Raw genomic sequence first — 23,079 nt, 5'->3', positions numbered from 1 at the left:
CTCTCTCATGCGATAGAGTGCCCTATCCGGTATTAGCGTAAGTTTCCCTACGTTATCCCGGTCTTGCGGGCAGGTTGCCTACGTGTTACTCACCCGTCCGCCGCTAACCTGTCTGGAGCAAGCTCCATTCAGGTCCGCTCGACTTGCATGTATTAGGCACGCCGCCAGCGTTCGTCCTGAGCCAGGATCAAACTCTCCAATAAAGTTGAGTTGAATCGTTAGCTTTCAAAGAAAAGAATTGCTAGGCTCGTTCAACGCGTTCGCTGTTCAGTTTTCAAGGAACATCCATTAATCCCAGTCGCTCAAGCGCGACTTTTTTATTATATCATACTCATCTTCGCTATTGCAAGAAGTTTTTTTATTTTCCTTCTCGCTCAGCGGCGACAAGATTTAATATAACAAAAACCCATTCACTGAGTCAAGGGTTTTTTAAAATTTTTACGTAAGCTTTTTAAGTGGACTTGATTGCTCACAACAGTTTTTAAATATATATGAATTACCACCGCAGGTCAAGAGAAAAAACGAATATCGGTTCCTTTTTTATTTCACACTAGCCGTAGGACGTTTCCGCAAGAAAGGAGGGTGGCGGCATGGCCCCCAAACCAACGTATGAGGAATACGACAATCAGCGTTACAGTGAACTCTCCGTGGTGGAATCGCAGCGCAATGAAATCATCCCCGAAGAGTTTCCCGAAGGTCCGTATGGCGCTGCCACAAATGACAAATTGGGCAAAGCGACCGGATGGGAACCAGGCCAGCATGCGATCTCCAACTTCACTTATGAATATCGCAATTTCCATCAAAACCTCCCGCGTCAAGACGAGAGCGCCCATCCCGTTCACGACGAACCGGGAATGAACGAGGAGCCGCTGTAATCACTCATAATCGTCCGGCACTGCAAAAGAAGACCCCTCCCACTCTGTGAAGGGGTCTTGTTTGGTGTGTTGATACAAATCCTAATCCATGCCGACTGACACGCGTGTCGTCAGCGTGCCGATACCTTCCACTGTCACGGAAATCTCGTCTCCCGGGTGCAGTTCACCCGCTCCCGCAGGCGTACCAGTCAACATTACATCACCCGGAAGCAGCGTCACGACGGAGGATACTGCCTCCAGCAACCGAGGGATGGAGAAGATCATCTGCTTGGTGCTGGAATCCTGCCGCACCTCCCCATTGACGCGGGTCACGATGCGCAAATCGGCGTAATCCAGCTTGGCGGCGATCGCCGGTCCCAATGCACAAATCGAGTCCGTTTCCCCTGTTTTCGTCTGCTGCCCGCCGTGCTGCTGCACACCGGCAACGTCAATCGCACAGGTAAACCCGAGAATGTACTCGTCGGCTTCTTCCGCAGTGATGTGACGCGCCTCTTTTTTAATAACGACAGCCAGTCCCCCTCCAAATTGAAGGGAGTAAGGCCGTCCTGGGAACACAAGCGACTCGTCCGGTCCAGCCAGCTGAACGGAAGGCTTCACAGCAATCGCCGGTTCCGCCGCAGGTTGAATCCCCATCTCTTCCGCGCGGTCCCGGTAGTTGAGACCGATGCTGACCACTTTGCTCGGGGTGCAGGGCGTTTTCAGCACGATCTCGTCAAGCGGCAGTTCCAGACCCGTCATGATGGGCTTGGCCGCTTTCACTTTGTAGATGTCTCCTTCAATCACCCGCACCTTGTTTTCCGATTCCACCATCCAGCCATGCTTGACCTTGCCGTTTCGTTCATAGCGGATGATCATGGGCTTCCCCTCCCTGGATTGATTCCGTCGCTCATATCTGTCTTTTGCCGCTTTAGCTTTAGAACAGGTCGGTTGCCGCTTCCCGCGGCTCCGCCGTAATTTCCTCGATTACGGTGCGGTTTACGGCGTCCTCCACCAACGCCGCCACGTCCAGTTTTTCCTCGAACCGCTCTGCTACATGCGGTTTGGGCCGGGTCACCGGATTTTTCGGCGTAAAAATGGTGCAGCAGTCTTCGTACGGCAAAATGGACAGCTCGTACGTATCAATCCGCCGGGCAATGTCGGTGATCTCTGTCTTGTCCATCCCGATCAGCGGACGCAAAATCGGAATCGAGACGACCTTGTTGATCGTGTTCATGCTCTCCAGCGTCTGGGACGCTACCTGGCCCAGGCTTTCACCGGTCGCCAGCGCCAAGGCACCGGTTCTGGCGGCAACCTGCTCGGCAATCCGCATCATGAATCGGCGCATGATGGTGATCAGGTAGTCTTCCGGACACTTCTCGCGAATGGCCGTCTGAATCTCCGTAAACGGAACGACGTGCAGCCGCACGGTCCCGCCCCAGAGGGCCAGCTTTTGAGCCAGATCGCGGACTTTTTGCAGGGCCCGTTCGCTGGTAAACGGATAGCTGTGGAAGTGAATCGCTTCCAGAGTGACACCCCGCTTCATCATCTTCCAGCCGGCAACCGGGCTGTCAATCCCGCCGGAGAGCAAGAGCAGCACCTTGCCGCCGGAGCCGACCGGCAGACCGCCGGGACCGGGAATCGTCTCACAACTGATATACGTGCCCTCGGCGCGAATCTCAATGTTCACGACTGCTTCCGGTTGGTGAACATCCACCTTGATTTCCGGAATGTTGCGCAAAATATGCGTTCCCACCATGCGGCTTACTTCCATCGACTGTTTCGGGAAACGCTTGTCCGCGCGGCGGGTCTCCACCCGAAACGTTTTCGGCTGCGGCTGCAGATGGCGGATCAGCTCCAACGCCTTCGCCTTGATCGCCTGTTCATCCGGCTCCACCTGAACGGTGGGGCTGATGGAGGAGATGCCGAATACACGGCGCAGCCGCTCCACCACCGCATGGGCGTCCTCTCCGTGCAGTTCCACGTACATGCGGCCGTAGTTGCGGCGCACCTTGATGTTGGCAAACGGGCGCAGCACGCTTTTGACGCTCTGCACCAAGGCTGCTTCAAACAAATCGCGATTCCGGCCTTTCAACGCCAGTTCGCCGTAACGAATCAAAATGACATCGTACTTCATGGTTTGCTCCTTTACATGTTACGCTTTTGCTTTCATATGGGGACGGATGCTGGCGACACACTCAGAAGCGGCAGCAACAAATGCCCGCGCCTCCTCAATGGTGTTCTCCCGTCCCACGCTGATGCGAATGGCCGACAGTGCCCGCTCCCTGTCCTGCAGAGCAGCCATCAATACCCGGCTGGGCTCGTTTGCCTTGGAGGAGCAGGCTGATTTGGTGGAAACGAGGTAGCCTCGTTCCTCCAACGCGTGCAGCAGCACTTCCGCCTTCATCCCGGGAAACGAGACGTTGACGATGTGAGGGGCCGCTCCCTCGCTTGGCGTGTTGACGACGCATCCGGGAATCTCGGCCAATCCCTGCCGCAGCACCTGGGTGATGGACGCCAGCCGGGCGGGTTCTTCCGGCCCCATCTCTTCCAGCAATCGGATTGCTTTGGCCATGCCGGCGATGGCTGGCAGATTCTCCGTTCCGGAGCGGAAACCACCCTCCTGCCCCCCGCCCATCAACAGCGGCTGGAGAATCAATCCCTCCCGTTTGTACAGGATGCCGACGCCACGCGGTCCGTAAAATTTATGGGCCGATACGCTGAGCAGGTCGATGCCCCACTCCTTCAGGCGAATCGGCAGTTTGCCGACGCTTTGCACGGCGTCGACGTGGAACAGAATTTTCGGGTGCTGCTTCAGCAGGGCGCCGATCTCGGCGATGGGCTGCACCGTCCCCAACTCGTTGTTTACGTGCATGACGGAAACGAGAATGGTATCCGGCCGGATCGCCCGTTTCAGGTCTTCCACAGAGACACGACCCGCGCTGTCAACCGGCAAATACGTAACGGAAAAACCGAACTCTTCCAACTGCTTGCATACATCATAGACGGCAGGGTGCTCCACGCTCGTCGTAATGATATGTCTTCCCCGGCTCTGAAACTGCATGGCCACACCTTTGATCGCAGCGTTGTTGCTCTCGGTGCCGCCGGACGTAAAGATGATTTCCGACGGTTTGCACCCGAGGAAACGGGCGGCTACCGCGCGTGCCTGCTTCAGGATGTTCTCTGCTTCGAGCCCTTTTTGATGCAGCGAGGACGGATTCCCATAGTAGGTCTCCATCGCCCGTTTGACCACCTCAACCACCTGCGGATGAGGACGAGTCGTGGCGCTGTTGTCCAAATAAATCACCAGTCCACACCTTCCTGAGGGCTGTTCGCCCAAAGTCTACTTTTCATCATAACACGACAGTTCCGATCAACATATAGCCGGGAGCATACTTCCCCTTATTTTCTCCCACTTTTCGGCGGGGAACAACGCCGGGGAGAAAAAAGCGGCAAAAACCTTCACAAATTGTTCACAAACACAAGCGCTTACATTGGCAGGCGGGCTCTTTACACAGCAATGTCCATTCGTTAGAATAGTCAATAAATTTAGAGAACGAGAAGCGAAGGAGAGAAGCACCATGACAACACGGACAATGGAGATGGAAGAGAAAATCCGCAAAATGGAGGCAGAACTGAGAAGGCTGCGTGCCGAATTGGCGAAGCTGGGCAGCAAGCAGTCTGATGAAACGGTGACGGTCTACCTGAACGAGGTGTACAACGGGTGAACCTTTGCCTTTGCCTTAGCCTTACCTGCCAGCGTGGAAGAAGCACGACTGTTTGTGCCGACTTCCACGCTTTTTTACGCCTTCGCCCCGGTCAATGATTTCCCCTTACCGCCTCACGCTCCGCCAGTATGCGTACCCGATCAGAATCAGCAACCCGACGATCGTCGCGATTACATATGCAAACTTTGCCGCCATCAGAGTACCTCGCTTTAGCTTTTATTCCGTAGTATGCGCATGTGCGGCTGTTCCTTTGCCAAAAAAGCCGTCCCCTATGTAATAAAGGGACGGCCTCGGCCAACGATTTATGCTTTTTAAGTCAGCCTGTATACGGAAGCGAACCGTGATAGACGCCGGAATATACCTCTGTTGCAGGGCCGGTCATGTACACGCGGTTGTCGCTCTCCCGCCATTCGACCACCAAATCCCCGCCCGCCAGATGTACAGTTACAGTCCGGTCGGTCAAGCCGCTGAGGCTGGCAGCCACCGCCGCTGCACACGCTCCCGTGCCGCAGGCGAGCGTCACTCCCGAACCGCGTTCCCAGACGCGGAACAGCACTTCCTGCCGGTTCAGCACCTGAATGAACTCCACATTGGTGCGCTCGGGGAACCACACGTGCCGCTCGATGACCGGTCCGTACTTCACCACGTCCGCTTCGTTCAGCTCATCGACAATCAGCACGGCGTGAGGATTGCCCATCGAGACGGCAGTCATCGTAAACGTGCGGCCGTCGATGGTGAGCGGCTGGCCGATCACTCGTTCCCCCGGCTCTCCGGTCATGGGAATGGCCGACCGGACAAATTGCGGTTCCCCCATGTCAATGGTCACCAGCTCCACCTTGCCGTCGGCGCCCACCGTTACGGACGGAGTGACGATGCCGCCCAGCGTTTCTACGGAAAACGACGTCTTGTCCGTCAATCCGTGGTCGTACACGTATTTGCTCACGCAGCGCAGGCCGTTGCCGCAGTTTTTCGCTTCGCTGCCGTCGTTGTTGAAGACCCGCATGCGAAAGTCAGCCTGCTCCGAGGGCATGATCAGAATCAAACCGTCACTGCCGATGCCAAAGTTGCGGTCGCTGACCCGCCGTGCCAGTTCCGGCAGATCCACGCCCGTCAGCGGTTCGGAAAAACAGTCCACGTATACGTAGTCGTTGCCCAGTCCGTGCATTTTGGTAAATTTCATGGTTCGCCCCTCATTTTTGCTCCGAAATTGTATTTCTCGCTTTATCTTACCACAGAAGCCCTGGACGTGGGGAAGTGGTATACTACCCCTAGCCAATCTGCAGCAGGAGGTGTGCGGCATGGATATGTCCGCGCTGCGCTTCGCACTGGGCACAGTCAATCAGGCGAAACGGACAGCAGTCGCGTTGGCGACAGGAACCGAACCGATCTGTCTGGCGGTGCCGTCCGGCGTCTCCGCCCAGCCGCTTTCCGAGGAAGAGACGATCACAGGGGCGATCAACCGGGCCAAAGCAGTGTTGGACCGGGTCCCGAACGCCGACATCGGCTTGGGGCTGGAAGGGGGCTTGACGTTTGACGATCGGTACACGAATCAATGGTATCTGCTCTCCGTCTGCGCCGCTTGGGACGGCAGGCGGCTTTGCCTGGGCAAGGGACTGTTTTTTCCCATCCCAAACTCGGCGGTGGAACGGATCAAACAGGAAGGCATCGAGCTTCGGACGATCATCGACGAGTGGAGCGGCACCACGGGAACCAATCAGCGCGGCGGCGCTTACGGATTGTTGACGGAAGGACGAATCCGGCGCTCCGAGGTGTTTCGCGACGCCGTCACCGCCGCCGTCACCCCGTTCGTCTCCGCTTTGTACCGATAAGTCCCCAGACGACCGAACCGATCAGACAGGAAAAAACCTCTCCGTCACCGGAGAGGTTTTTTCGACGAGGCGCCACCGTCATCGGGCGATGTAATACGGGTAGATAATCAGCGCGCCAATAATGGCAATCGCCCCTACGATCATCGCCCAGACCCCGAGCGTACGAGCGTTTCGCCGGTACGCCAGGTATCCCAGCACCACGCCAATCGGAGCGACGATATACGGGAGCAGAAACAGCGACAGAATGGACAAGCCCAATCCTGTCCAACCAATCCCGCTGGCTCCGCCGTCTGCCTGCGTGTCGACGTCGTCAGTGGTGCGCGTGTCAGTGGTGCGCGTGTTCCGGACGGGTTCGGCAATTTCCGCGGCCGTTTCCACGTCGTTCCCGTTCAGGGTGGAGTCATCCTGGCGGTTGTCCCCCCGTTTCTCCCCTTCCCGGTCTGCCTGCTGTGTCAGATCGGCTCCTGCCGCGTCCACGTTTTGTTCTCCCAGGTAACGTTCCGTCTGGGAGTAGGGATCATACTGGATGTTCCCTCGGGAACGGGCGGCATTTTCATCCAACACAGCCCCCATCCAGGAGTCGGCGAACTCGGTATCCCGCTGATCGAACATCTCCGTCAGGCCGTTTTCTCCTTCCTTCTGCTCGGCATTCACACGCTCGTCTCGATCGTACGCCATGCCATGCTCAGCCCCTTTTTTCAAAAGGATTGTGATGAAGGAAGTAGCCTTATTCTCTGCCGAGGGTGTACAATTTAAACTGGAGGCGAGAGGATGAAACCAGAGAACCCCCTAACGATTGGCATCGACATTGACGGCACTGTCACGGAGCCGAGCAGCATTGTCCCTCTGATGAATGAAAGCTTTGGCAAACAATTGCGATACGAAGACTGTATTGATTACAATCTGGCCACGGTCTACGGGATCAGCGACGAAATCTTTGCAGACTGGCTGGACAAGCACGGCGAGCGCCTGTACGACGTCGCCCCTGTCCACGGCGCGGCCGACCGGGTGCTGCGCCAGTGGTACAAGCGGCACAAACTGGTGTACATCAGCGCCCGCGAAGCCCGTCATCTGGAGGTCACCACAAAGTGGTTCTCCCGCTATCAGATTCCGTACCACCATATGGATTTGATCGGTTCGCACGACAAGCTGGCCGCCGCCCGAAAGTGGCAGGTGGACCTGTTTTTGGAAGACCGGTTGGAAAACGCGCTGCAGCTGGCTGAGGCCCTCTCCATCCCGGTCTTTTTGTTCGACACTCCGTACAACCAGGGCACGCTCCCCCGTCTGGTGCAACGGGTCACCTCCTGGGAGCAGGTGGACACCCTGGTGGAGCAGCTGGCGCTGGAAAAGGCCAACGCGTAAAGCGGCCACCCGCTCAACGGTGAGAGTGCCGTTCCCGCTGAGACGGCGGCGATGGGACAGAGTGCAGCCTGCAGCACATGGAAAAAAGACGCATCCCCGGCACGGGATACGTCTTTTTTCCTTACTTTTTCTCGTCTTTCTTCGGTTTGAACGTGTGACAACAGGTTTGGGAGGAGTCGTTCACCTGATCCTTGTGCTGGCTGTCGTGTCCGTACTCACCGGCAAACTCTTCCTTAAAATTTGCGTGGGCGTGACTGTCAATTTCCACCATGATCATCTCGGCGGAACAGTTGTTGCCTTCGCTCCAGTATTCGCAGTTGGAAACGCTGCATTTTACGATGGGCATGTGTCTCACCTCCTAGAGGCTATCCTTTACCACGCACATACAGCTTATACCCCCGCAAATTAAGGCTTCCTTGACATCACGCCGTTCGGCAAAACCATGACTGCCGCCTTCCTGGCATGTTTCGCGAAAGGAGACCTGTTTCATGAGCAACCCGCGCATCGTCGTCATTACCGGCGCAGCAGGCGGTCTCGGGCAGGAACTGACGAGACTTCACCTGACAAAAGGAGATACCGTGGTCGCGACCGGCCGATCCATGGACAGTCTGGCAGCGATGCACGAACGTCTGGGTGCGTCCGACCGCCTGTTTCTCCATCAGCTCGACGTCACCGCCAACGAAGCCGTGCAGCATTTTGCCGACTGGGTACAGCTTCGCTTTGGCCGCTGCGACCTTCTCTACAACAACGCAGGCACCGCCGTATTCGTTCCGCTGGCCGAGATGGGCCAAGACCAGCTGGAAACCATTCTGGCTACCAACATCGCCGGTCCGCTGTATGTGATCCGCGCGTTTTTGCCGATGATGCTTGCGGCCCGCTCCGGCCACATCGTAAACATCGCGTCGCTCGCCGGCCAGGTGGCGACGGCAAAAGCGGCCGTGTACGCCGCCAGCAAAGCAGCCGTGATCCGGCTGAGCGAGGGACTGCGCCATGAGTTGGCAGACAGCGGCATCCACGTCACCTGCGCCATGCCCGGACCGATCGACACGCCGTTTTTGCAGCGGGCAGACCAGACAGGCGCGTACCGGGAAAAAGTCCGCCGCTATCTCCTGACGCCGGAGCAGACAGCGGCTCGAATCATCCGGGCTGTGGAAGCAAAGCAGCCGGAAGTGGCCATGCCCCTCCGGCTGCATCTCCTGTCACTGCTCTACACGATGCTGCCCCATGGCGTGAAGCGCCTCCTCGCCCCCCTGCTGAACCGGAAGTAGCTCCGGCTCATCCAGCCGCCGCAGCGCCACATACGCGAGCAGACCGGTCACCACGCAGACGACGGAGGCAGCGCCGAACATTCCCTGCACTCCGCATACGGGGATGAGCCAGCCGGCAGCAGCCGCCCCGGCAGGCATGCCCGTCCCCGTAATCGTGCGGACGCTGGTCAGCACCCGCCCCAGCAGTTCTTCGGGCACGTGTTTTTGCAGATGACTGCGGTACAAGATGTTGTAGGGTGAAAAACTGAGTCCGGCCAGCGCCATCGCCAGCATCGCCACCTCGACGCGGGTAAACAGGGCAAGCGGCAGCGTCGTGATCCCCCACACGCCGATGATGGCCGCCAGCGTCACGCCGGTCGGGAGTTTCCAGGTAACAGCGGAAAACAGGATCGACCCGAGCAGCGCCCCCGCCGCCAAGGCGGACCAAAGCAGTCCGAGCGAGACTGCTCCGCCTTCCAGATCGTTATTGGCGTACAGCGGCAGCCCCACCTCCACCGGGCCGTACGCCATGTTGAAGAAAAAGGTGAACAGCACAAGCCACAACAGGCGGCGGCGCCCCAGCAGGTAACAGTAACCGGTGCGGATGTCGGCGATCAGCGAACGCGGGAACGGACCGAATGCGACCACACTCCCGCTGCTTTCCGCCGCCTTCCCTTGGATCTCCTCTGCCTCTTTTTCGTCCATCCGCTCGACAGAGAAACTGTCCACTCCCGCGGCCGGCTTCAGGCGGGAAAAACAAAAGGCACAGAGGAAAAAGCCGATGGCGTCCACAATCAGCACGTTGGCCGCCCCGATCCAGGCGATCAATACCCCGGCCGCAGCGGGCCCGAACAGATAGTTAATCTGCCACTGGCTTTCCATCAGACCGTTCGCCTTGACCAGCAGGGATTTGTCCGTCACCAGCCGGGGCAGCAGGGTCTGGGCACCCGCGCTGCTGAGGGGTGAGAGCATCCCGGCGATGACGATCAGTACGTATACCAGCCACAGCGGCGTCCCCTCCATCTGCAGCAGCAGCACCAGCGTGAAAAAGATCAGGCCGCGCAGCACGTTGTCCAGCATGATCAGCTGCCGCCGGTCAAAGCGATCCAGCAGAACCCCGGCGACCAGCCCGGCAAGCACTGCGGGGATGTTGTATGCCAGGACGACACCCCCCATGGCGGCAGACGAACCGGTCTTGTTCATCACAAACCAGGTCAAGGCCATCCATCCAAACTGATTGCCCAGGCCGGACAAAAACAGTCCCACCCAGTACCAGCGAAACGACGATTGCCTCCACAGTTCCTTCACGCCAATCTTCCTTTTCTTTCCGATTTGAGCATTATTGTAGCCATTTTTCTAAACTTTTTCAATTATTATATTTATTAATAGGAACTCCATCACTATTCGAAATACACGGTTGAAAACTTGCAGGATTATTTGATAAAATTCGTTCAAATAAATTTGAACGTTTCGATAATACCGTAATGTTCAAATGATTTTAAGAGGGTGATTATTTCTTGAAACGTTATATGGTCATCGAAAGTCTGGAACAACTCCGCGCCATTAGTGACGCGCTGCGCCTGGAAATGATCACGCTGCTGACCAAAGACGCGTACACGGGAAAACAGTTGGCCGGGATGCTTTCTCTCTCTCCTTCCAAGGTTCATTACCATCTAAAGGAGTTGGAGCAACACGGCTTTGTCCGCGTGGTCCGCACCGAGGAGAAAAACGGAATTGTGCAGAAGTTCTACCGTTCCGTCGCCTTCGATTTCAAGGTGAGCGAAGACCTGCTGCCGTCCCTGCGCGAGGACACCCTTTTACAGCAAGAAGTAATGCTCAACCACCTGCGTACCAGCATCACGCGGCTGTACAACGCGCCGGACGAATCGTTTCTGCTCTTTGCCGAAGAGGAAAAACGGCCGCCGCTCTACGCCTTCAACGGGGAAGTTAAGGCGCCGCGGGACGAGATCAAGGCATGGATCAAAAAGTATCACGCCTTGCTTGCGGAATTGAACGAGATGGAGGAACGCCACCTGCAGCGGATCAGGGCCGGGGAGGCGGAAGATACGGGAGAAGTGTTTTACTTCGTCGGCGTCGGCTTCATGACCAACGAGCAGATCTATGTGGCTGACGATGAATCGCTGCCCGAGGGATTCGTGCATGCAGACGATGTAACGGTAAGGAAAATGGGCAGGAGGAAAACGGAATATGACCCAGACAACTAAACGCGCACTGTGGAAAAACAGCCAGTTTGTCCGACTCTGGTTCGGCAACCTGATTTCGGCGCTGGCCGACAGTGCGTTCTTCGTCTCCCTTTCCTGGTTTATCGTGGACGTGACCGGCTCGGAGACGGTGCTCGGCACCACCTTGATCTGCATGTCCATTCCCCGTCTTGTGTTTATGCTGGCGGGCGGAGTGGCTGCCGACAGGATCAGCCGCAAGCGGATCATGGTCGGTTCCATACTGGCTCGGGGGATGGTGCTCTCCGGCTTCGGCCTGCTGCTCATGTACGACGATGACCAACTGCTTCCCTACTCCGCCTACGCGATGGCCGCCCTGTTCGGCACGGTGGACGCTTTTTTCTGGCCCGCGCGCAATTCCATTCTGCCGTTTGTGGTCGGCCGCGACCAGTTGGCCGGAGCAAACAGCCTGATGGAAATCTCGCAGCAGCTCAGCATGGTATGCGGTCCGCTGGTCGCCGCCATGCTGCTATACACCGTACCGTACCCGCCGATGTTTTTGATCATGGCTGCCGCCTTTTTCGCCGGTACGCTGATTCTCTTCACGCTCCGGCTCCAGCCCGTCCAAACGGCGCCTTCGGCAGAACCGGATCACCAGCGTGCATCTCGGCCTTCCTACTTCCGCGACGTCTGGGAAGGCATCCGCTTCACCTTTTCCATCCCGATCCTGACGATCATCTTCGGGACGTCCCTGGTGCTCAACATGATGTTTTCCGGTCCGGTCAACATGGGGCTGCCCCTTTTGGTCAAGCATCTCGGCTGGGACGTCAGCGCCTACAGCTCGCTCAGTTCGGCTCTCGGCGTGGGCACCATCGCCGGCGGCGTCATCACTGCCTTGTGCGGCGGATTCCGCGGGCGCTACAAGTTCCTGCCCCTGATAGTCGGTCTGATGGGGGCAGGCATCGCCGCCGTCTCGTTCATGCATCAATTGGCGTTTGGGCTGGCGATGCTGTTCGCCGTCGGCATGGCGATGAGCATGACCAACATTCCGCTGATCACCTACATACAGACGATCGTTCCCGACGCCAAGTTGGGCAGGGTGATGTCGCTGCTTACACTGATGTCGGTCGGTCTGGGCCCGGTCAGCTACGCGCTTTGCTCTGTTCTCCTGGAGCGCAGGTGGGCCGCTCCGGACACACTGCTTTTGATCGGCGGTCTGTCACTCGGGACGGTCGGCCTCAGCCTGCTTTTGTTCCGGTCGTTTCGCCAAATGGAGGAGCATCCGCTCTGGTCCGGCCGGACGGCGGCGGAAACGACCGACTCGCCGCAGCCGCACCAACCTGGCGACGGCAGCCGCAACGAACAAACACCCGCAGCGCTGTAACGCCTGCGGGTGTGTTTTCCTTTTTGAAGGCGAAGCAGTCAGTCATGCGCGCCCTTCCCTGCGGAAAGCAGGCGCCGCCGCGTGTTACGACGTCTTCCATTTCGCCAGTTCATCCGGAAACTTGTCGTTCAACACTTTAATATAGGTGCCTTTCATGCCGAGCGAGCGGGACTCCAGCACGCCCGCGCTGGCCAGTTTTCTGAGCGCGTTGACGATGACGGAGCGGGTCAGGCCGGCCTGATCAGCCAGTTGGCTGGCGACGAGCAGCCCTTCCTTGGCATCGAGCTGTTCCATGATTTTCTCGATAGCGATCTGCTCGCTGTACGACAGGGACGAGAGCGCAATTTTGGCAAAGGTTTTGTCGCGCACCTCGCTTTCGATCTGCTCCGTGCGCTGGCGGACAATTTTCATGCCGATGACGGTGGCGCCGATTTCCGCCAGGATCAGATCCTCCGTCTCAAATTGGCCGTACGCCCGCAGCAGGACGAGTGTGCCGAGGCGGCTGCCTCCGGCGTTGATCGGCACGATGGTGGTCATCATCTGCGGGAAAAGCGACACCAAGTCGGGTGTCACCATGCTGTAGGGGCTTTGCACCGGTTCGTTGGCCAGTGATTGGCTTACCTCCAGCAGCCGCTGATGATAGCCGGCAGGAAGCAAGTCTTTCGTCTGCTCACCGACGGCAAAATCCTGCTGCAGTCCGCTGCCGATGATGGAGCCGTCGGCAGTGATGATGTAGACGTTGGCGTCGATGACGTCGGACAAAAGTCGGGCCAGGTCGTGGTAGCCGACTCCGCTGCCTCCCATCGTTTTTTGCAGCATCACATTAATCTTTCTCGTTTTCTCCAGTAAATTCATTCCTTTTTTTCCTCCTTGCGGTTCTCTGTGGTCTCAGTATTGTCTGAAAAATCCCGGCTCATACGTGCAAATCAAAAAATAGACAATAAAAGAACAGGCGCAGGGCAAAAAAAATACTGCCTGAGCAGAATTTGCCAGACAGTTTTTTCCGTGCTTAGCGTATGTTGCGGCGAATGATTTCCTCTATCTGATCGGCGATCATATCAGTCGGCCGGTTCAGATCGGCCTCAGTCAGGCGGAAGCGGGCATAGCGCTCATCCAGGTTGAACGCTTCCTCAAGAGCGCCCAGCAGACCGCGCGCCCGTTTATCCAGTTCCAGCAGCACTTCCAGCTCTCCATCGCGAAGGTGAAAGACGGCTTCCAATTCTTCCAGACGGCTGCGGTACGGGCCGATCGGACGGAATTCAAATTCCTGCACGAACGGATAGCGGCGACCCAGGTAGCGATTGTACTCGCAGTCCACTTTGTACAGTTGGAACCCGATCCGTTGAATGGCGTCCAACACCTTTGCCATCAAGGGATGCGGACGAACCTCGATGAAGTCGGAATCAGCCGGGTCAATGGCGTTCTTGATGTCCAGCCCGGTCCGCAGATAGACCGGCTGCCGTCCAATCGTCAGCGGCGTCTCATACGGCAGTTGGAAGGCAAACGGCAGCACTCTTCGCTCTTTGGGCAGCAGTGTAAAGCGCTCGGACAGTCTGTGCTTGACCAGGATGCACTCCTCTTTTACCTTGCTGTCGTTTACTTCCCGTTCGTAGTGGGTGACGACGTACATGTAGATGTCGTCGATCTCCTGGGCCACGTCACCGCCCGCTATGTGGATTTCCCCTCTCACCATGTCGCCAGGCATGAGGGAATCCTGCTCCAGCCGGGCGTCAACCTGCGCGGAGCCGATCCCAACGCTGGCCAGCAGCTTTTTGAACATCGACATCGCTTCATTCTCTCCTTTGGTTCCGTTTGCTCCGCTGCGGTTCGCGTCCGCCGGAGTTTCAGTTTGGTTATACGGGTCGTGCAGCAGAAAGTTTCATGCGGAGACTGTATTTTTTTGACAATTTCGTCTGTTTGCCGTCAGGTCCCCTCCCGCTTCGTTTCCACTGTAACAAACAGAAACAGATCGCGGCTGATTGCCACCGTTTTCACCCGCACCTCGGCTATCGTGCCCTCGTCGTCCACCACGTACTCCCTTCTCCTGAGCATTTCATGCAGCACCTCGTGCACGCCGGCCACCTGCTCTACTTTTTTGCCCTTCAGGGAGGCGAGGTCTTTTTCCAAATGGCGCGCCACCTGTACCTCGATCGTCGGGTGCGGCTTCGGCTCCAGCACGACCACGCGGATCTCCTCGATCACCACGTCCTGCTTTTTGCGGGACACCCGCTGGGTCTGCCTCAGCGCCTCGTTCTCTTCCCGCAATTTTTCCGTCAACATTTGCAAACTCTGGTTCAGGACCAGCATCTGTTCCATTTCCCGACCGTATACCAGCAGCACCCCCGTCCCCCCCAACATGGCGCCCAACACCAGCAGGGCGACGTACCGCTTCCACAGACTTGCACTCATGAACGCACCTGCCACAGCCATTGGACGGTGATCGTGCCCATATGGGCGCCGAGAAACGCCACCACGATCATCACCAACTGTTTTACCACGGGGTGAAAGTGGCCCACGAGGATTTTTTCAATCTGTAAAAAGGAGTCAAACGTGCCGCCCAGAGCGCCCACCAGCCCCCAGATCTTCAACTGGTCCGCCAGTTCCTTCATCGACCAGAGCGGCGGTTTTTCTGCCGCCAGAAAATAGCCCAATCCGCCGGAAAGGGACCCGCCAACGACGATCCCGTACGCGATAAAAAAGGTAAGTATCACCTGAGACATGCCTTCATTCCTCCCGACAAGGCAGCGTATGCTTATCCCTACGCCGCTTGTCAGGCAAATATGAAGAAAACACCGGGGCTAGTACGGGGACATGCCAAACTGCCGGAGGGCTCGCCATTTCCCGGGACAAACGCACAGGCACGGCTCGTCCCTGCCCAAAAACACACGGCATGCCGTCGCTGACATGCCGTGCGTTTCATCTTTTTTTTCGTCTCATCCGGCCCAGCCTGCGTTGGATGCGCGGCGCCTGCATGACCATCAGGTTCATGAACAGGTGAACCATGTTCGGATTGTGCAGAAGCTGCTGGAACACTTCCGGATTTTCCTTGAACCACCGTTCATTGGCCTGTACCCAAGCCCTGAAGCCCTTGTTGGTTTTGTAGTAACGGTTTAATCGGCTGATTGGGCGATATGCGCTCATCCTACTCTATCCCTTCGTCAAAGAAAATGGAGAGAAGAAAGATAATCACCAGGATCCAGATGATGACTTCAAATCCTTCGTGTTTGAATAATGTTCTCATTCTGTCCCTCCTCGTTGCTCCAGCCTGTACCCGTGTGCCGTACGTTCGGCCCATGGCCGTATACAGTATTAGGTATATGTCGCAAAAAGCCGGATGGATTGGACGGCCGCCTGTTGACTGCGATTTTCCGCTTTCGCCCAACGGCTGAAAGAGGTGCATAGTTCTTGCCAGCGTTCATCCATACTATCGGAGAGACTGTGTCACAAGGAGGCGGCGCCATGATTTTGGGAACGGAATCGCTCCGGCGAAACAAAACCTACACGCTGCTCTTGGCGCTGGTTTTTTTCATGCACGTGGCCGCCTATCTGATCATCCCCGTGTTTCCCGTCTTCCTGCAAAACGTGCGAACCTTGTCCCTTACACAGGTCGGACTGGTTCTCGGGGCGGGAAGCATTGCCTATCAGGCGGCCAGTCTTCTCGGGGGACCTCTGTCCGATCGCTTTGGCAGACGTTCCATCATGATAGCGGGCGCGCTGCTGCAGGGGCTGGCGATGCTCGGCTATCACGTTGGCCAGGCGTTTTGGCAGTTTCTCGTGTTTTCGGGCGTAAACGGTCTGGGCGTCGGGCTGCTCGCTCCGGCGATCAAGGCCACGATTGCTGACGCCGTGTCAGAGGAGGAGCGGACTGTCGCCTTTTCCTGGCGGGGCATTTTTGCCCATCTGGGGATTATTGTCGCCGGGCTGACCATCACCTGGTTGACCGCCCTTGGACGAACGCCCTTTTTGCTCTCCTCGCTGGTGTTTGCCACACTGGCCGTCATCACGCGGCTGACGCTGCCCAACGACCGATGCGTCGGTCCGGACTGCCGCCGGACGCCGCTGCCGGAATATCTGCAGATCCTGCGCCATCGCAGTTTCCTGATGTTCTCCGGCATCTCGCTGCTCATCTGGGCGTTTTATGCCCAGTTTGCCCTGGTGCTCCCTCTGCGCGGCGAACACGTGCTTTCCACTTCGACCCTGATTGGCCTGATCTGGACCATCAACTCCGTCAGCGTCGTGCTGCTGCAAGGTGTTATCTCCCGCTTCGTGCTGGCGCGGATCAATCCATATCTGGCGCTCGTGGCGGGGATTGCGCTGTTGGGCGCCGGGTTGTTCGGGATCGGCTTTGCCCGGCAATTCGCCACACTCAGCGCGTCTGCCGTGCTGTTTATTCTTGGGGAAATGATGTTTTTGCCCGTCCTGGACAGCCTGGTCGGTTATTTTGCCAAGGAGAACTGGCTGAACGCCTATTTCGGTGTGGCCAACTTCGTCTCCGGGATCGGGACGGCACTCGGCACCAGCATCGGCGGCACCCTGGTGGAACGGCTGGGCGGAGTAGCCAGTCCGTACCCCTGGATCGCCTACGCGCTGACAACGGTGCTGCTGGCGGCCATTCTCGGCCTGTTTGCCCTGTACGCCATGCCGCGCCACAAGCGGGGCAGAGTGCCAGACGCACAGGGAGAGCTGCACATAACGGGCAGAAAGGAGGGAAGCAAGACGTGAAGCTGCCGGAAAAACGCGTTTCCAACAATCAGGACGTACGGTCCGAGCGCAACGTCCAACCTGCATCCACGCAAAACGACAACCCCGGCTACGGGGACAAGAAGCTGGAAGGGCCTAATCGCCCCTCGACATAGCGGAAGGAGTGGTTCGACCACTCCTTCACTATTTTTCGACAACATTCGGGGAATTTATTGAAGGTTATGTCGATTTGCCCTATTATGAGGGAGAAGAATACCAAAATGCGGAAAGGACGTCGCGCCTTGCCTCTAAAATTTGCAACCCAAACGCGCCTTTACCCCTGGTTCCTCATGCTCCTGCCCATTCTGTTTACCTGCGTCGTGTACCTCGGGTACTCACAAGCACGACTGCAGTACTACACAAACGGAGTGCAAGCGATGGACAGGCAGTTGGATACTGTTTTCCAGATCCTTTCCTTGGTGAACGCTCGGGTCGAGGAAGGCTCCCTTACCATCACGGAAGCTGAAGAGCGAATGAAGGAATTCTTCGCCGGCCCCAAACGTCCTGACGGCACGCGCGACAGCAGCGCTGCCCGCTTGACGATGGGTGAGGGAGTAAGCCTGTTTGCATTCAACTCCCAAGGAATTCTGACGATTCATGCCGATTGGGAAGGGCAAAACCTGAACACGCTTCCCACTCCGGAAGGGCATCATCTCATCCGGGAAGTGCTGAACGAAGGTAAGCACCACCTCTCGTTTCAGTGGCAGCCCCCGGACGGCGCTTCTCCCGAGAGCAGAATTTCCGTCGTCCGCTACTTTCCGCAGTGGGACTGGTACGTCGGCATTGTGACGTCGGAAGAGCGATTTTATCAGCAATTTTCCATCTTCAAAGCGATGCTGATTATGCTGGTGGCCGGCAACTACCTGATCACGGCAATCCTGATCTACCTGACCCAGCGGCAGGAAAAGCTGCTGCTGAACTCCAAGCGGCGCGGCGAACAGCTGGCCGAAGCCAACCAGAGCATCCTGAAGTCGCTGGCAGTCGCCCTGGAGGAGCGGGATGCCTACACCTCGGGCCACTCCCAGCGGGTCGCCTATTACATGCGCGTCATCGGCAAGCAGATGGGCATGGACGAAGCGATGCTGGATACGGTGTACACCGGCGGACTGCTGCACGACATCGGCAAAATCGGTATCGAGGACAGCATACTGCTGAAACCGGGGCGGCTCACGGACGAAGAATACGAGATCATCAAAGCCCATCCGGTGCGCGGGGAAGCGCTGCTGCGCAAACTGTTTGTCCAGGCCGGGACGCAGGATTCAGAGCAGATCGAGACGATTCTCGTCATCACCCGTCACCATCACGAGCGCTTTGACGGGAAAGGGTACCCCGATGGATTGAAGGGACATGACATTCCGCTCGTCGCCCGGATCTCCGCTGTCGCCGACGCGTTCGACGCGATGACCTCGTCTCGCGCCTATCGGAAAGGGCTCTCCTTTTCCAAAGCGTGCGACGAAATCATCCGCAACACGGGCACGCAGTTTTGTCCCCAAGTGGTGGACGCCTTTTTTCAAAGCGTGACGGAAGAGACGTTCTATCACGCCCATCACATCTCACGGGCCAACCAGCTTTTGCTCGACCGATTTGACGACCGTGAAATCGCCCTGGCCCAGCCGTCTTACCATCGGAAATCGGGCATTCCGCTATAAAACAGCCATGCTGCTTTTCCACTTGGAGCAACATGGCTGTTTGTTTTTCACTCTCCCCTGTCGATGGGCACCCATCTGTACGGCAGGCCGTACGCATCCAGACGCTCGGCAAAGCGTTCCGCTTCCTGTTGCGGCGCGATCAACTGCAGATAACGGGTGAAGTAAAAGACAATCCGATCCTTCTCCTGCTCCTGCAGCCGGTAGTGGGACAACTGGGATACATCCTGGAGGGTGTGAAAGTAGTCATAGCGCTCAGGCGTCAGCGGGGCGCGAAACACGCGGCTGACCACCACATTCCCGCTGTAGGTTTCTTTCATGTTCGTTTTGGACGCCCCCAAAAACCGGAGCAGTTCACCCGCCCGGCGCGCTCCCACCTTGTCGGCCAGCATGCCGTCGTTGTACTCCACTTCCAGGTGGGTCAAGCGATGGTGGACGCTCTCCAGCATCGCCATCAGCACTTTGCGGACGGCCAGATTGCTCGGCGAAAAGCCGTTGTCGTAGAAGTTGTACTCAAACGACGTCTCTTCGCCCTGACGCCGGGTGTAAAACGTCACAGCGTTCACGCCACATTCCCCCTAGCGCGGCTTGATTGCGTCCAGCGCCGCCCGGTCCAGCTTGCGCACGGCAGCAAACAGCAGGCGCTTGGCCGCTTCGTAGTCGTCCCGGTCGATGATGGCCGCATGGCTGTGAATATAGCGGGCCGGGATGCCGATCACAGCGGAAGGCACGCCCTGGCCGTGGTACTGAACCGGTCCGGCGTCCGTGCCCCCTTTGGCGACATAGAACTGGTAGGGGATGTTCTCCTCTTCGCAAATCGCAATCAAAAAGTCGCGCAGCCCCGGCTGCAGGATAAAGACCGGGTCGTACAGCCGCATCAGCACGCCGCCGCCCAATTTTCCGCCCTCTTCCCTGACGCCGGGGATGTCGCCGGCCGGACTCGCATCCAATGCCAGGAACAGATCCGGTTCGATTACGGCCGCCGCCGTCTTGGCTCCGCGGGCGCCCGCCAATTCTTCCTGTACCGTGGCCCCCACGTAGACCACGTTGGGGTGGCTGGGGCAGTCGTGCAGCTCCTTGGCCAGCTCTACTGCAAGGCTGCAGCCGTAGCGGTTGTCCCACGCTTTGGCCATCAGCCGCTTCGGATTTGCCATTACGGTAAACGGACAGACCGGCACCACCGGCTGCCCCGGCCGGACGCCCAGCTGCTCCGCCTCCTGGCGTGAATCCACGCCGATGTCGATGTACATGTTGCGAACGTCCATCGGCCGATTGCGCTGATCATCGCTCAGCACGTGCGGCGGGATGGAGCTGATCACCCCGTCGATCGCACCGGCAGGAGTCAGGACCTGCACCCGCTGGGCCAGCAGGACCTGTCCCCACCAGCCGCCAACGGTTTGAAACGAGAGGAATCCCTTGTCCGATATCCGCGTCACCATAAAGCCCACTTCGTCCAAGTGACCCGCCGCCATGATGCGGGGCCCGTTTTCATCCCCGCGCATCACGCCGAACAAGCTCCCCAGATTATCGCAGACGATTTCCTGCGTATACCTCGATATGTACTCCCGCATAACGGTTCGCACGGGCGCTTCAAAACCGGAAACTCCCGGCGCTTCGGTCAATCTCTTCCACAGCTCAAGCTGAAACTGATTCATTCCGGCCAAAACCTCCTCCTGTACGCGGCAAAACCGCGTCCCTATTATTATCAGCCAAGGGGGGAGCGGGATGCAACCGCCGCTCCGGGCAGGAATACGAGCATCCGCCCCGAATGGATTTACAAACACACGGATGGAGGATATACGCCATGACAATAACGATTCGCAAATTGACGGACAAAGAGGAGCTGCATGCACTGGAAGCGTTGGAAGGCACCATCTGGAGCGGTTCATCCGTGATTCCGCTGCACATGACGCTGACCGTCGCCAAGTTTGGCGGCCTCTTTCTCGGCGCCTACGACGGTGACCGGATGATCGGCTTTTTGTACAGCTTTCCCGGTTATACGGACGGTGAACTGCACCTGTGCTCGCACATGCTGGGATTTTTGCCCGAGTACCGCCAGCAGGGGTTGGGCGTCCGGATGAAATGGATGCAGCGGGAAGAAGCCCTTCAGGCCGGATACCCCAAGATCACCTGGACGTACGACCCGCTGGAGACGGTGAACGGCTATCTGAACATCGCCAAGCTGGGCGGCATCGTCCGCCGTTATCTCCCCAACTGTTACGGCGAACTGAACGACGACCTGAACCGGGGACTGCCGACTGACCGCTTTTTGGTTGAGTGGTTTATCGCCAGCGATCGGGTGGAGCGTCACCGCACAGGTAAGCCTGAACGCTCCGACACGGCCGCCGTTCCGGAGGTGCTGTGCTGCGACCTGAGCAGCGAGCTGCCCCGCCCGCGGGACATCCGGCTGAACCGTTCCGACGAGCGGCTGCTGCTGTCAGTCCCCGCTCATTTTCAGGCGGTCAAACAGGCAGACATGGGCGCGGCTGCAGCCTGGCGGGAAGCGACCCGCGCACTGTTTACCCATTACTTTGAGCAGGGCTATGTGGTGACCGATCTTCTGCGGGATCAGTCGATCGTCCGCTACGTCCTGGAGAAGCGGCCGGTGGAGGACATTCTGCGGAGCTGAACGGACGAAAGCGCTCGTCCTCTTGCTGTGGTACAATGGGGGATGCATGTATTACAACGAAAAAGGACGAGAAGACATGAAGGCAAGCGAATACGATGTGATCGTCATCGGCGGCGGACCGGCCGGGCTGATGGCTGCGATCGCCGCTTCCGGCGAAGGAGCGCGGGTCTGCCTGGTGGAAAAAGGCGAAAAGCTGGGACGCAAGCTGATCATCTCCGGCGGCGGACGCTGCAACGTGACCAACGCCAAGGACATGGACGAGCTGATCAAGCAGATGCCGGGCAATGGCCGATTCATGTACAGCGCGTTTGCCCAGTTTGGCAATCGGGAGATCATCCGCTTCTTTGAAGAGATGGGCGTCGCCCTGAAGGAAGAAGACCATGGCCGGATGTTTCCCGTCACGGACAAGGCGATTACCGTGGCGCATGCGCTGATCGAGCGAATGAAGCGGCAGGGGGTGGAGATTCGCCTGAACAGTCCGGTGGAGCGGGTCCTGTACGCGGACGGTCGCACGATAGGGGTACAGCTCCGAAGCGGTGAGCGGCTGCACGCCCCTTGTGTGGTGATCGCCGTCGGGGGATGCTCTGTTCCGCAAACCGGTTCCACTGGAGACGGATATGCCTGGGCGCGGGAAGCGGGGCATACGGTCACCGAACTGTACCCAACGGAAGTGCCGCTGGTGGCCAGTGATCCGTACATCCGGGACAAATCGCTTCAGGGGCTGTCGCTGCGCGATGTGGCATTGACCCTTTACGACGCCAAAGGCAAAAAGGTAACGACCCAGGTGGGCGACATGATTTTCACCCACTTTGGCATATCGGGGCCGGCTGCCCTGCGCATGGGCCACTACGTCTCGGTGACGAAACGGAAGCAGGGCGACACGCCGCTGCTGCTCACCATCGACCTGATGCCGGCGAAGCACCTTGACGAGGTAGCTGCGGACATCTGGCGTTTCCTGGAGAACCAGCCGAAAAAAGCGGTAAAAAACGTGCTGAAGGGCTATTTGCCTGAACGGATGATTCCCCTGCTGCTGGCAATGGCCTCCATCCCGGAGGATCGCACCGGACACCATGTGAGCAAACAGCAGTCGCTGGACTTGGCCCGGCTGATCAAGGGGGTGCCTCTGACCGTGACCGGCACCCTGTCGCTCGAAGAGGCGTTCATTACGGGAGGCGGGGTCAGCGTCAAGGAGATTGATCCCCGCACCATGCAGTCAAAGCGAATGGCCGGACTGTTTTTTGCCGGCGAAGTGATGGACGTGCACGCCCACACCGGCGGATACAACATCACCATCGCCTTCTCCTCCGGCTTCGTGGCCGGCACCCACAGCGCACGGATGGCGTTGGGACTGACATAAATCGAGTAGGAGGGGGTGGTTAACCCCCGTCCTCTCACACCACCGTACGTACCGACCGGTATACGGCGGTTCACCAAGCTTGACGAAGTGTGAAATATCGCTGTATCAAACTCATCAGCCCTTGTT

General features: G+C 57.9%; 26 protein-coding genes and 1 rRNA gene. 12 read left to right on the top strand and 15 right to left on the bottom strand.

Annotated features, from left to right (window positions below; translation table 11 throughout):
- Positions 1-203, bottom strand: a 16S ribosomal RNA gene (locus ETC00_RS18200); the annotation flags it as partial.
- A 387-nt stretch (positions 204-590) separates the two neighbouring features.
- Here ETC00_RS18200 and ETC00_RS18195 point away from each other — a divergent pair.
- Entirely contained in the window at positions 591-875 is a 285-nt protein-coding gene (locus ETC00_RS18195; protein ID WP_171567543.1) for a hypothetical protein, read from the top strand.
- 81 nt (positions 876-956) lie between these two features.
- Here the strand turns inward: ETC00_RS18195 and ETC00_RS18190 are convergent, their stop codons facing one another.
- From ETC00_RS18190 to ETC00_RS18180, 3 genes are read right to left on the bottom strand one after another with little or no spacing between them, the layout of a single operon-like run.
- The gene (locus ETC00_RS18190; protein WP_171567542.1) at positions 957-1,730 is read right to left on the bottom strand and encodes a fumarylacetoacetate hydrolase family protein; all 774 of its coding nucleotides are present in this window, start codon (positions 1,728-1,730) and stop codon (positions 957-959) included.
- A 58-nt stretch (positions 1,731-1,788) separates the two neighbouring features.
- On the bottom strand, positions 1,789-2,988 hold the full coding sequence (gene thiI, locus ETC00_RS18185; protein WP_171567541.1) for a tRNA uracil 4-sulfurtransferase ThiI: 1,200 nt from the start codon (positions 2,986-2,988) through the stop codon (positions 1,789-1,791).
- An 18-nt stretch (positions 2,989-3,006) separates the two neighbouring features.
- Positions 3,007-4,158: a cysteine desulfurase family protein gene (locus ETC00_RS18180; RefSeq protein ID WP_171567540.1), complete on the bottom strand. Its 1,152-nt coding sequence runs from the start codon at positions 4,156-4,158 to the stop codon at positions 3,007-3,009.
- A 274-nt stretch (positions 4,159-4,432) separates the two neighbouring features.
- Between ETC00_RS18180 and ETC00_RS18175 the strand changes: the two genes are divergently transcribed.
- Positions 4,433-4,579, top strand: a complete 147-nt coding sequence (locus ETC00_RS18175) for a hypothetical protein (protein ID WP_171567539.1) — start codon at positions 4,433-4,435, stop codon at positions 4,577-4,579.
- A 316-nt stretch (positions 4,580-4,895) separates the two neighbouring features.
- On the opposite strand, the gene dapF is transcribed toward ETC00_RS18175, so the two are convergent.
- Positions 4,896-5,759, bottom strand: a complete 864-nt coding sequence (dapF, locus tag ETC00_RS18170; protein ID WP_171567538.1) for a diaminopimelate epimerase — start codon at positions 5,757-5,759, stop codon at positions 4,896-4,898.
- Between the two features lie 118 nt (positions 5,760-5,877).
- Between dapF and ETC00_RS18165 the strand changes: the two genes are divergently transcribed.
- Positions 5,878-6,408, top strand: a complete 531-nt coding sequence (locus ETC00_RS18165; RefSeq protein WP_171567537.1) for a DUF84 family protein — start codon at positions 5,878-5,880, stop codon at positions 6,406-6,408.
- A gap of 78 nt (positions 6,409-6,486) precedes the next feature.
- On the opposite strand, the gene ETC00_RS18160 is transcribed toward ETC00_RS18165, so the two are convergent.
- On the bottom strand, positions 6,487-7,086 hold the full coding sequence (locus ETC00_RS18160) for a DUF456 domain-containing protein (RefSeq protein ID WP_171567536.1): 600 nt from the start codon (positions 7,084-7,086) through the stop codon (positions 6,487-6,489).
- Between the two features lie 93 nt (positions 7,087-7,179).
- Here ETC00_RS18160 and ETC00_RS18155 point away from each other — a divergent pair, with 93 nt between their 5' ends.
- Entirely contained in the window at positions 7,180-7,770 is a 591-nt protein-coding gene (locus tag ETC00_RS18155; RefSeq protein ID WP_171567535.1) for a 5' nucleotidase, NT5C type, read from the top strand.
- Positions 7,771-7,891: 121 nt separating this feature from the next.
- On the opposite strand, the gene ETC00_RS18150 is transcribed toward ETC00_RS18155, so the two are convergent.
- Positions 7,892-8,116, bottom strand: coding sequence for a DUF1540 domain-containing protein (locus ETC00_RS18150; RefSeq protein ID WP_171567534.1), 225 nt, complete (start codon positions 8,114-8,116; stop codon positions 7,892-7,894).
- Positions 8,117-8,258: 142 nt separating this feature from the next.
- On the opposite strand from ETC00_RS18150, the gene ETC00_RS18145 reads away from it, so the two are divergent.
- Positions 8,259-9,038, top strand: coding sequence for an SDR family NAD(P)-dependent oxidoreductase (locus ETC00_RS18145; protein WP_171567533.1), 780 nt, complete (start codon positions 8,259-8,261; stop codon positions 9,036-9,038).
- Here the strand turns inward: ETC00_RS18145 and ETC00_RS18140 are convergent.
- Positions 8,970-10,325 carry an MFS transporter gene (locus tag ETC00_RS18140; protein WP_171567532.1) on the bottom strand — a complete coding sequence of 452 codons (1,356 nt, stop codon included), beginning with the start codon at positions 10,323-10,325 and terminating at the stop codon, positions 8,970-8,972. The genes ETC00_RS18145 and ETC00_RS18140 overlap by 69 nt on opposite strands.
- 209 nt (positions 10,326-10,534) lie before the next feature.
- Here ETC00_RS18140 and ETC00_RS18135 point away from each other — a divergent pair, with 209 nt between their 5' ends.
- Together ETC00_RS18135 and ETC00_RS18130 are read left to right on the top strand one after the other, a co-directional pair.
- Positions 10,535-11,242, top strand: a complete 708-nt coding sequence (locus tag ETC00_RS18135; protein ID WP_171567531.1) for an ArsR/SmtB family transcription factor — start codon at positions 10,535-10,537, stop codon at positions 11,240-11,242.
- Entirely contained in the window at positions 11,226-12,581 is a 1,356-nt protein-coding gene (locus ETC00_RS18130; protein ID WP_171567530.1) for an MFS transporter, read from the top strand. The genes ETC00_RS18135 and ETC00_RS18130 overlap by 17 nt, the downstream gene beginning before the upstream one ends.
- An 84-nt stretch (positions 12,582-12,665) precedes the next feature.
- Here the strand turns inward: ETC00_RS18130 and codY are convergent, their stop codons facing one another.
- The 5 genes from codY to ETC00_RS18105 all read right to left on the bottom strand — a co-directional run bounded on the left by codY (position 12,666) and on the right by ETC00_RS18105 (position 15,722).
- Complete coding sequence (gene codY / locus ETC00_RS18125) at positions 12,666-13,436, bottom strand: GTP-sensing pleiotropic transcriptional regulator CodY (RefSeq protein ID WP_171567529.1); 771 nt, start codon at positions 13,434-13,436, stop codon at positions 12,666-12,668.
- Positions 13,437-13,590: 154 nt separating this feature from the next.
- The gene (locus ETC00_RS18120) at positions 13,591-14,367 is read right to left on the bottom strand and encodes a sporulation protein (RefSeq protein WP_171567528.1); all 777 of its coding nucleotides are present in this window, start codon (positions 14,365-14,367) and stop codon (positions 13,591-13,593) included.
- A 137-nt stretch (positions 14,368-14,504) separates the two neighbouring features.
- Positions 14,505-14,990 (bottom strand): sporulation membrane protein YtrI, encoded by a 486-nt coding sequence (locus ETC00_RS18115; protein ID WP_171567527.1) that lies wholly within the window; start codon positions 14,988-14,990, stop codon positions 14,505-14,507.
- Complete coding sequence (locus tag ETC00_RS18110) at positions 14,987-15,301, bottom strand: YtrH family sporulation protein (protein WP_029098722.1); 315 nt, start codon at positions 15,299-15,301, stop codon at positions 14,987-14,989. Before ETC00_RS18110 ends, ETC00_RS18115 begins: the two co-directional genes overlap by 4 nt.
- 196 nt (positions 15,302-15,497) lie before the next feature.
- The gene (locus tag ETC00_RS18105; protein ID WP_171567526.1) at positions 15,498-15,722 is read right to left on the bottom strand and encodes a hypothetical protein; all 225 of its coding nucleotides are present in this window, start codon (positions 15,720-15,722) and stop codon (positions 15,498-15,500) included.
- Between the two features lie 318 nt (positions 15,723-16,040).
- Here ETC00_RS18105 and ETC00_RS18100 point away from each other — a divergent pair, with 318 nt between their 5' ends.
- From ETC00_RS18100 to ETC00_RS18090, 3 genes are all read left to right on the top strand, one after another.
- Positions 16,041-17,303 (top strand): MFS transporter, encoded by a 1,263-nt coding sequence (locus ETC00_RS18100; protein ID WP_171567525.1) that lies wholly within the window; start codon positions 16,041-16,043, stop codon positions 17,301-17,303.
- Complete coding sequence (locus tag ETC00_RS18095) at positions 17,300-17,437, top strand: hypothetical protein (RefSeq protein ID WP_171567524.1); 138 nt, start codon at positions 17,300-17,302, stop codon at positions 17,435-17,437. The genes ETC00_RS18100 and ETC00_RS18095 overlap by 4 nt, the downstream gene beginning before the upstream one ends.
- 261 nt (positions 17,438-17,698) lie before the next feature.
- Positions 17,699-18,970, top strand: coding sequence for an HD domain-containing phosphohydrolase (locus ETC00_RS18090; RefSeq protein ID WP_171567523.1), 1,272 nt, complete (start codon positions 17,699-17,701; stop codon positions 18,968-18,970).
- Between the two features lie 47 nt (positions 18,971-19,017).
- On the opposite strand, the gene ETC00_RS18085 is transcribed toward ETC00_RS18090, so the two are convergent.
- Together ETC00_RS18085 and ETC00_RS18080 are read right to left on the bottom strand one after the other, a co-directional pair.
- Positions 19,018-19,533: a hypothetical protein gene (locus ETC00_RS18085; protein WP_171567522.1), complete on the bottom strand. Its 516-nt coding sequence runs from the start codon at positions 19,531-19,533 to the stop codon at positions 19,018-19,020.
- Positions 19,534-19,545: 12 nt separating this feature from the next.
- The gene (locus tag ETC00_RS18080; protein WP_171567521.1) at positions 19,546-20,622 is read right to left on the bottom strand and encodes a M42 family metallopeptidase; all 1,077 of its coding nucleotides are present in this window, start codon (positions 20,620-20,622) and stop codon (positions 19,546-19,548) included.
- A 149-nt stretch (positions 20,623-20,771) separates the two neighbouring features.
- On the opposite strand from ETC00_RS18080, the gene ETC00_RS18075 reads away from it, so the two are divergent.
- Positions 20,772-21,596: a GNAT family N-acetyltransferase gene (locus tag ETC00_RS18075; protein WP_171567520.1), complete on the top strand. Its 825-nt coding sequence runs from the start codon at positions 20,772-20,774 to the stop codon at positions 21,594-21,596.
- A gap of 76 nt (positions 21,597-21,672) precedes the next feature.
- On the top strand, positions 21,673-22,953 hold the full coding sequence (locus ETC00_RS18070; RefSeq protein ID WP_171567519.1) for a BaiN/RdsA family NAD(P)/FAD-dependent oxidoreductase: 1,281 nt from the start codon (positions 21,673-21,675) through the stop codon (positions 22,951-22,953).
- Positions 22,954-23,079: the final 126 nt, after the last annotated feature.

Source organism: Brevibacillus sp. MCWH (genome assembly GCF_013096935.1).
GTDB lineage: Bacteria > Bacillota > Bacilli > Brevibacillales > Brevibacillaceae > Brevibacillus > Brevibacillus aydinogluensis.
Note: the sequence above shows the minus strand (reverse complement) of the source record. Positions and strands in the feature narration are given on the sequence as shown.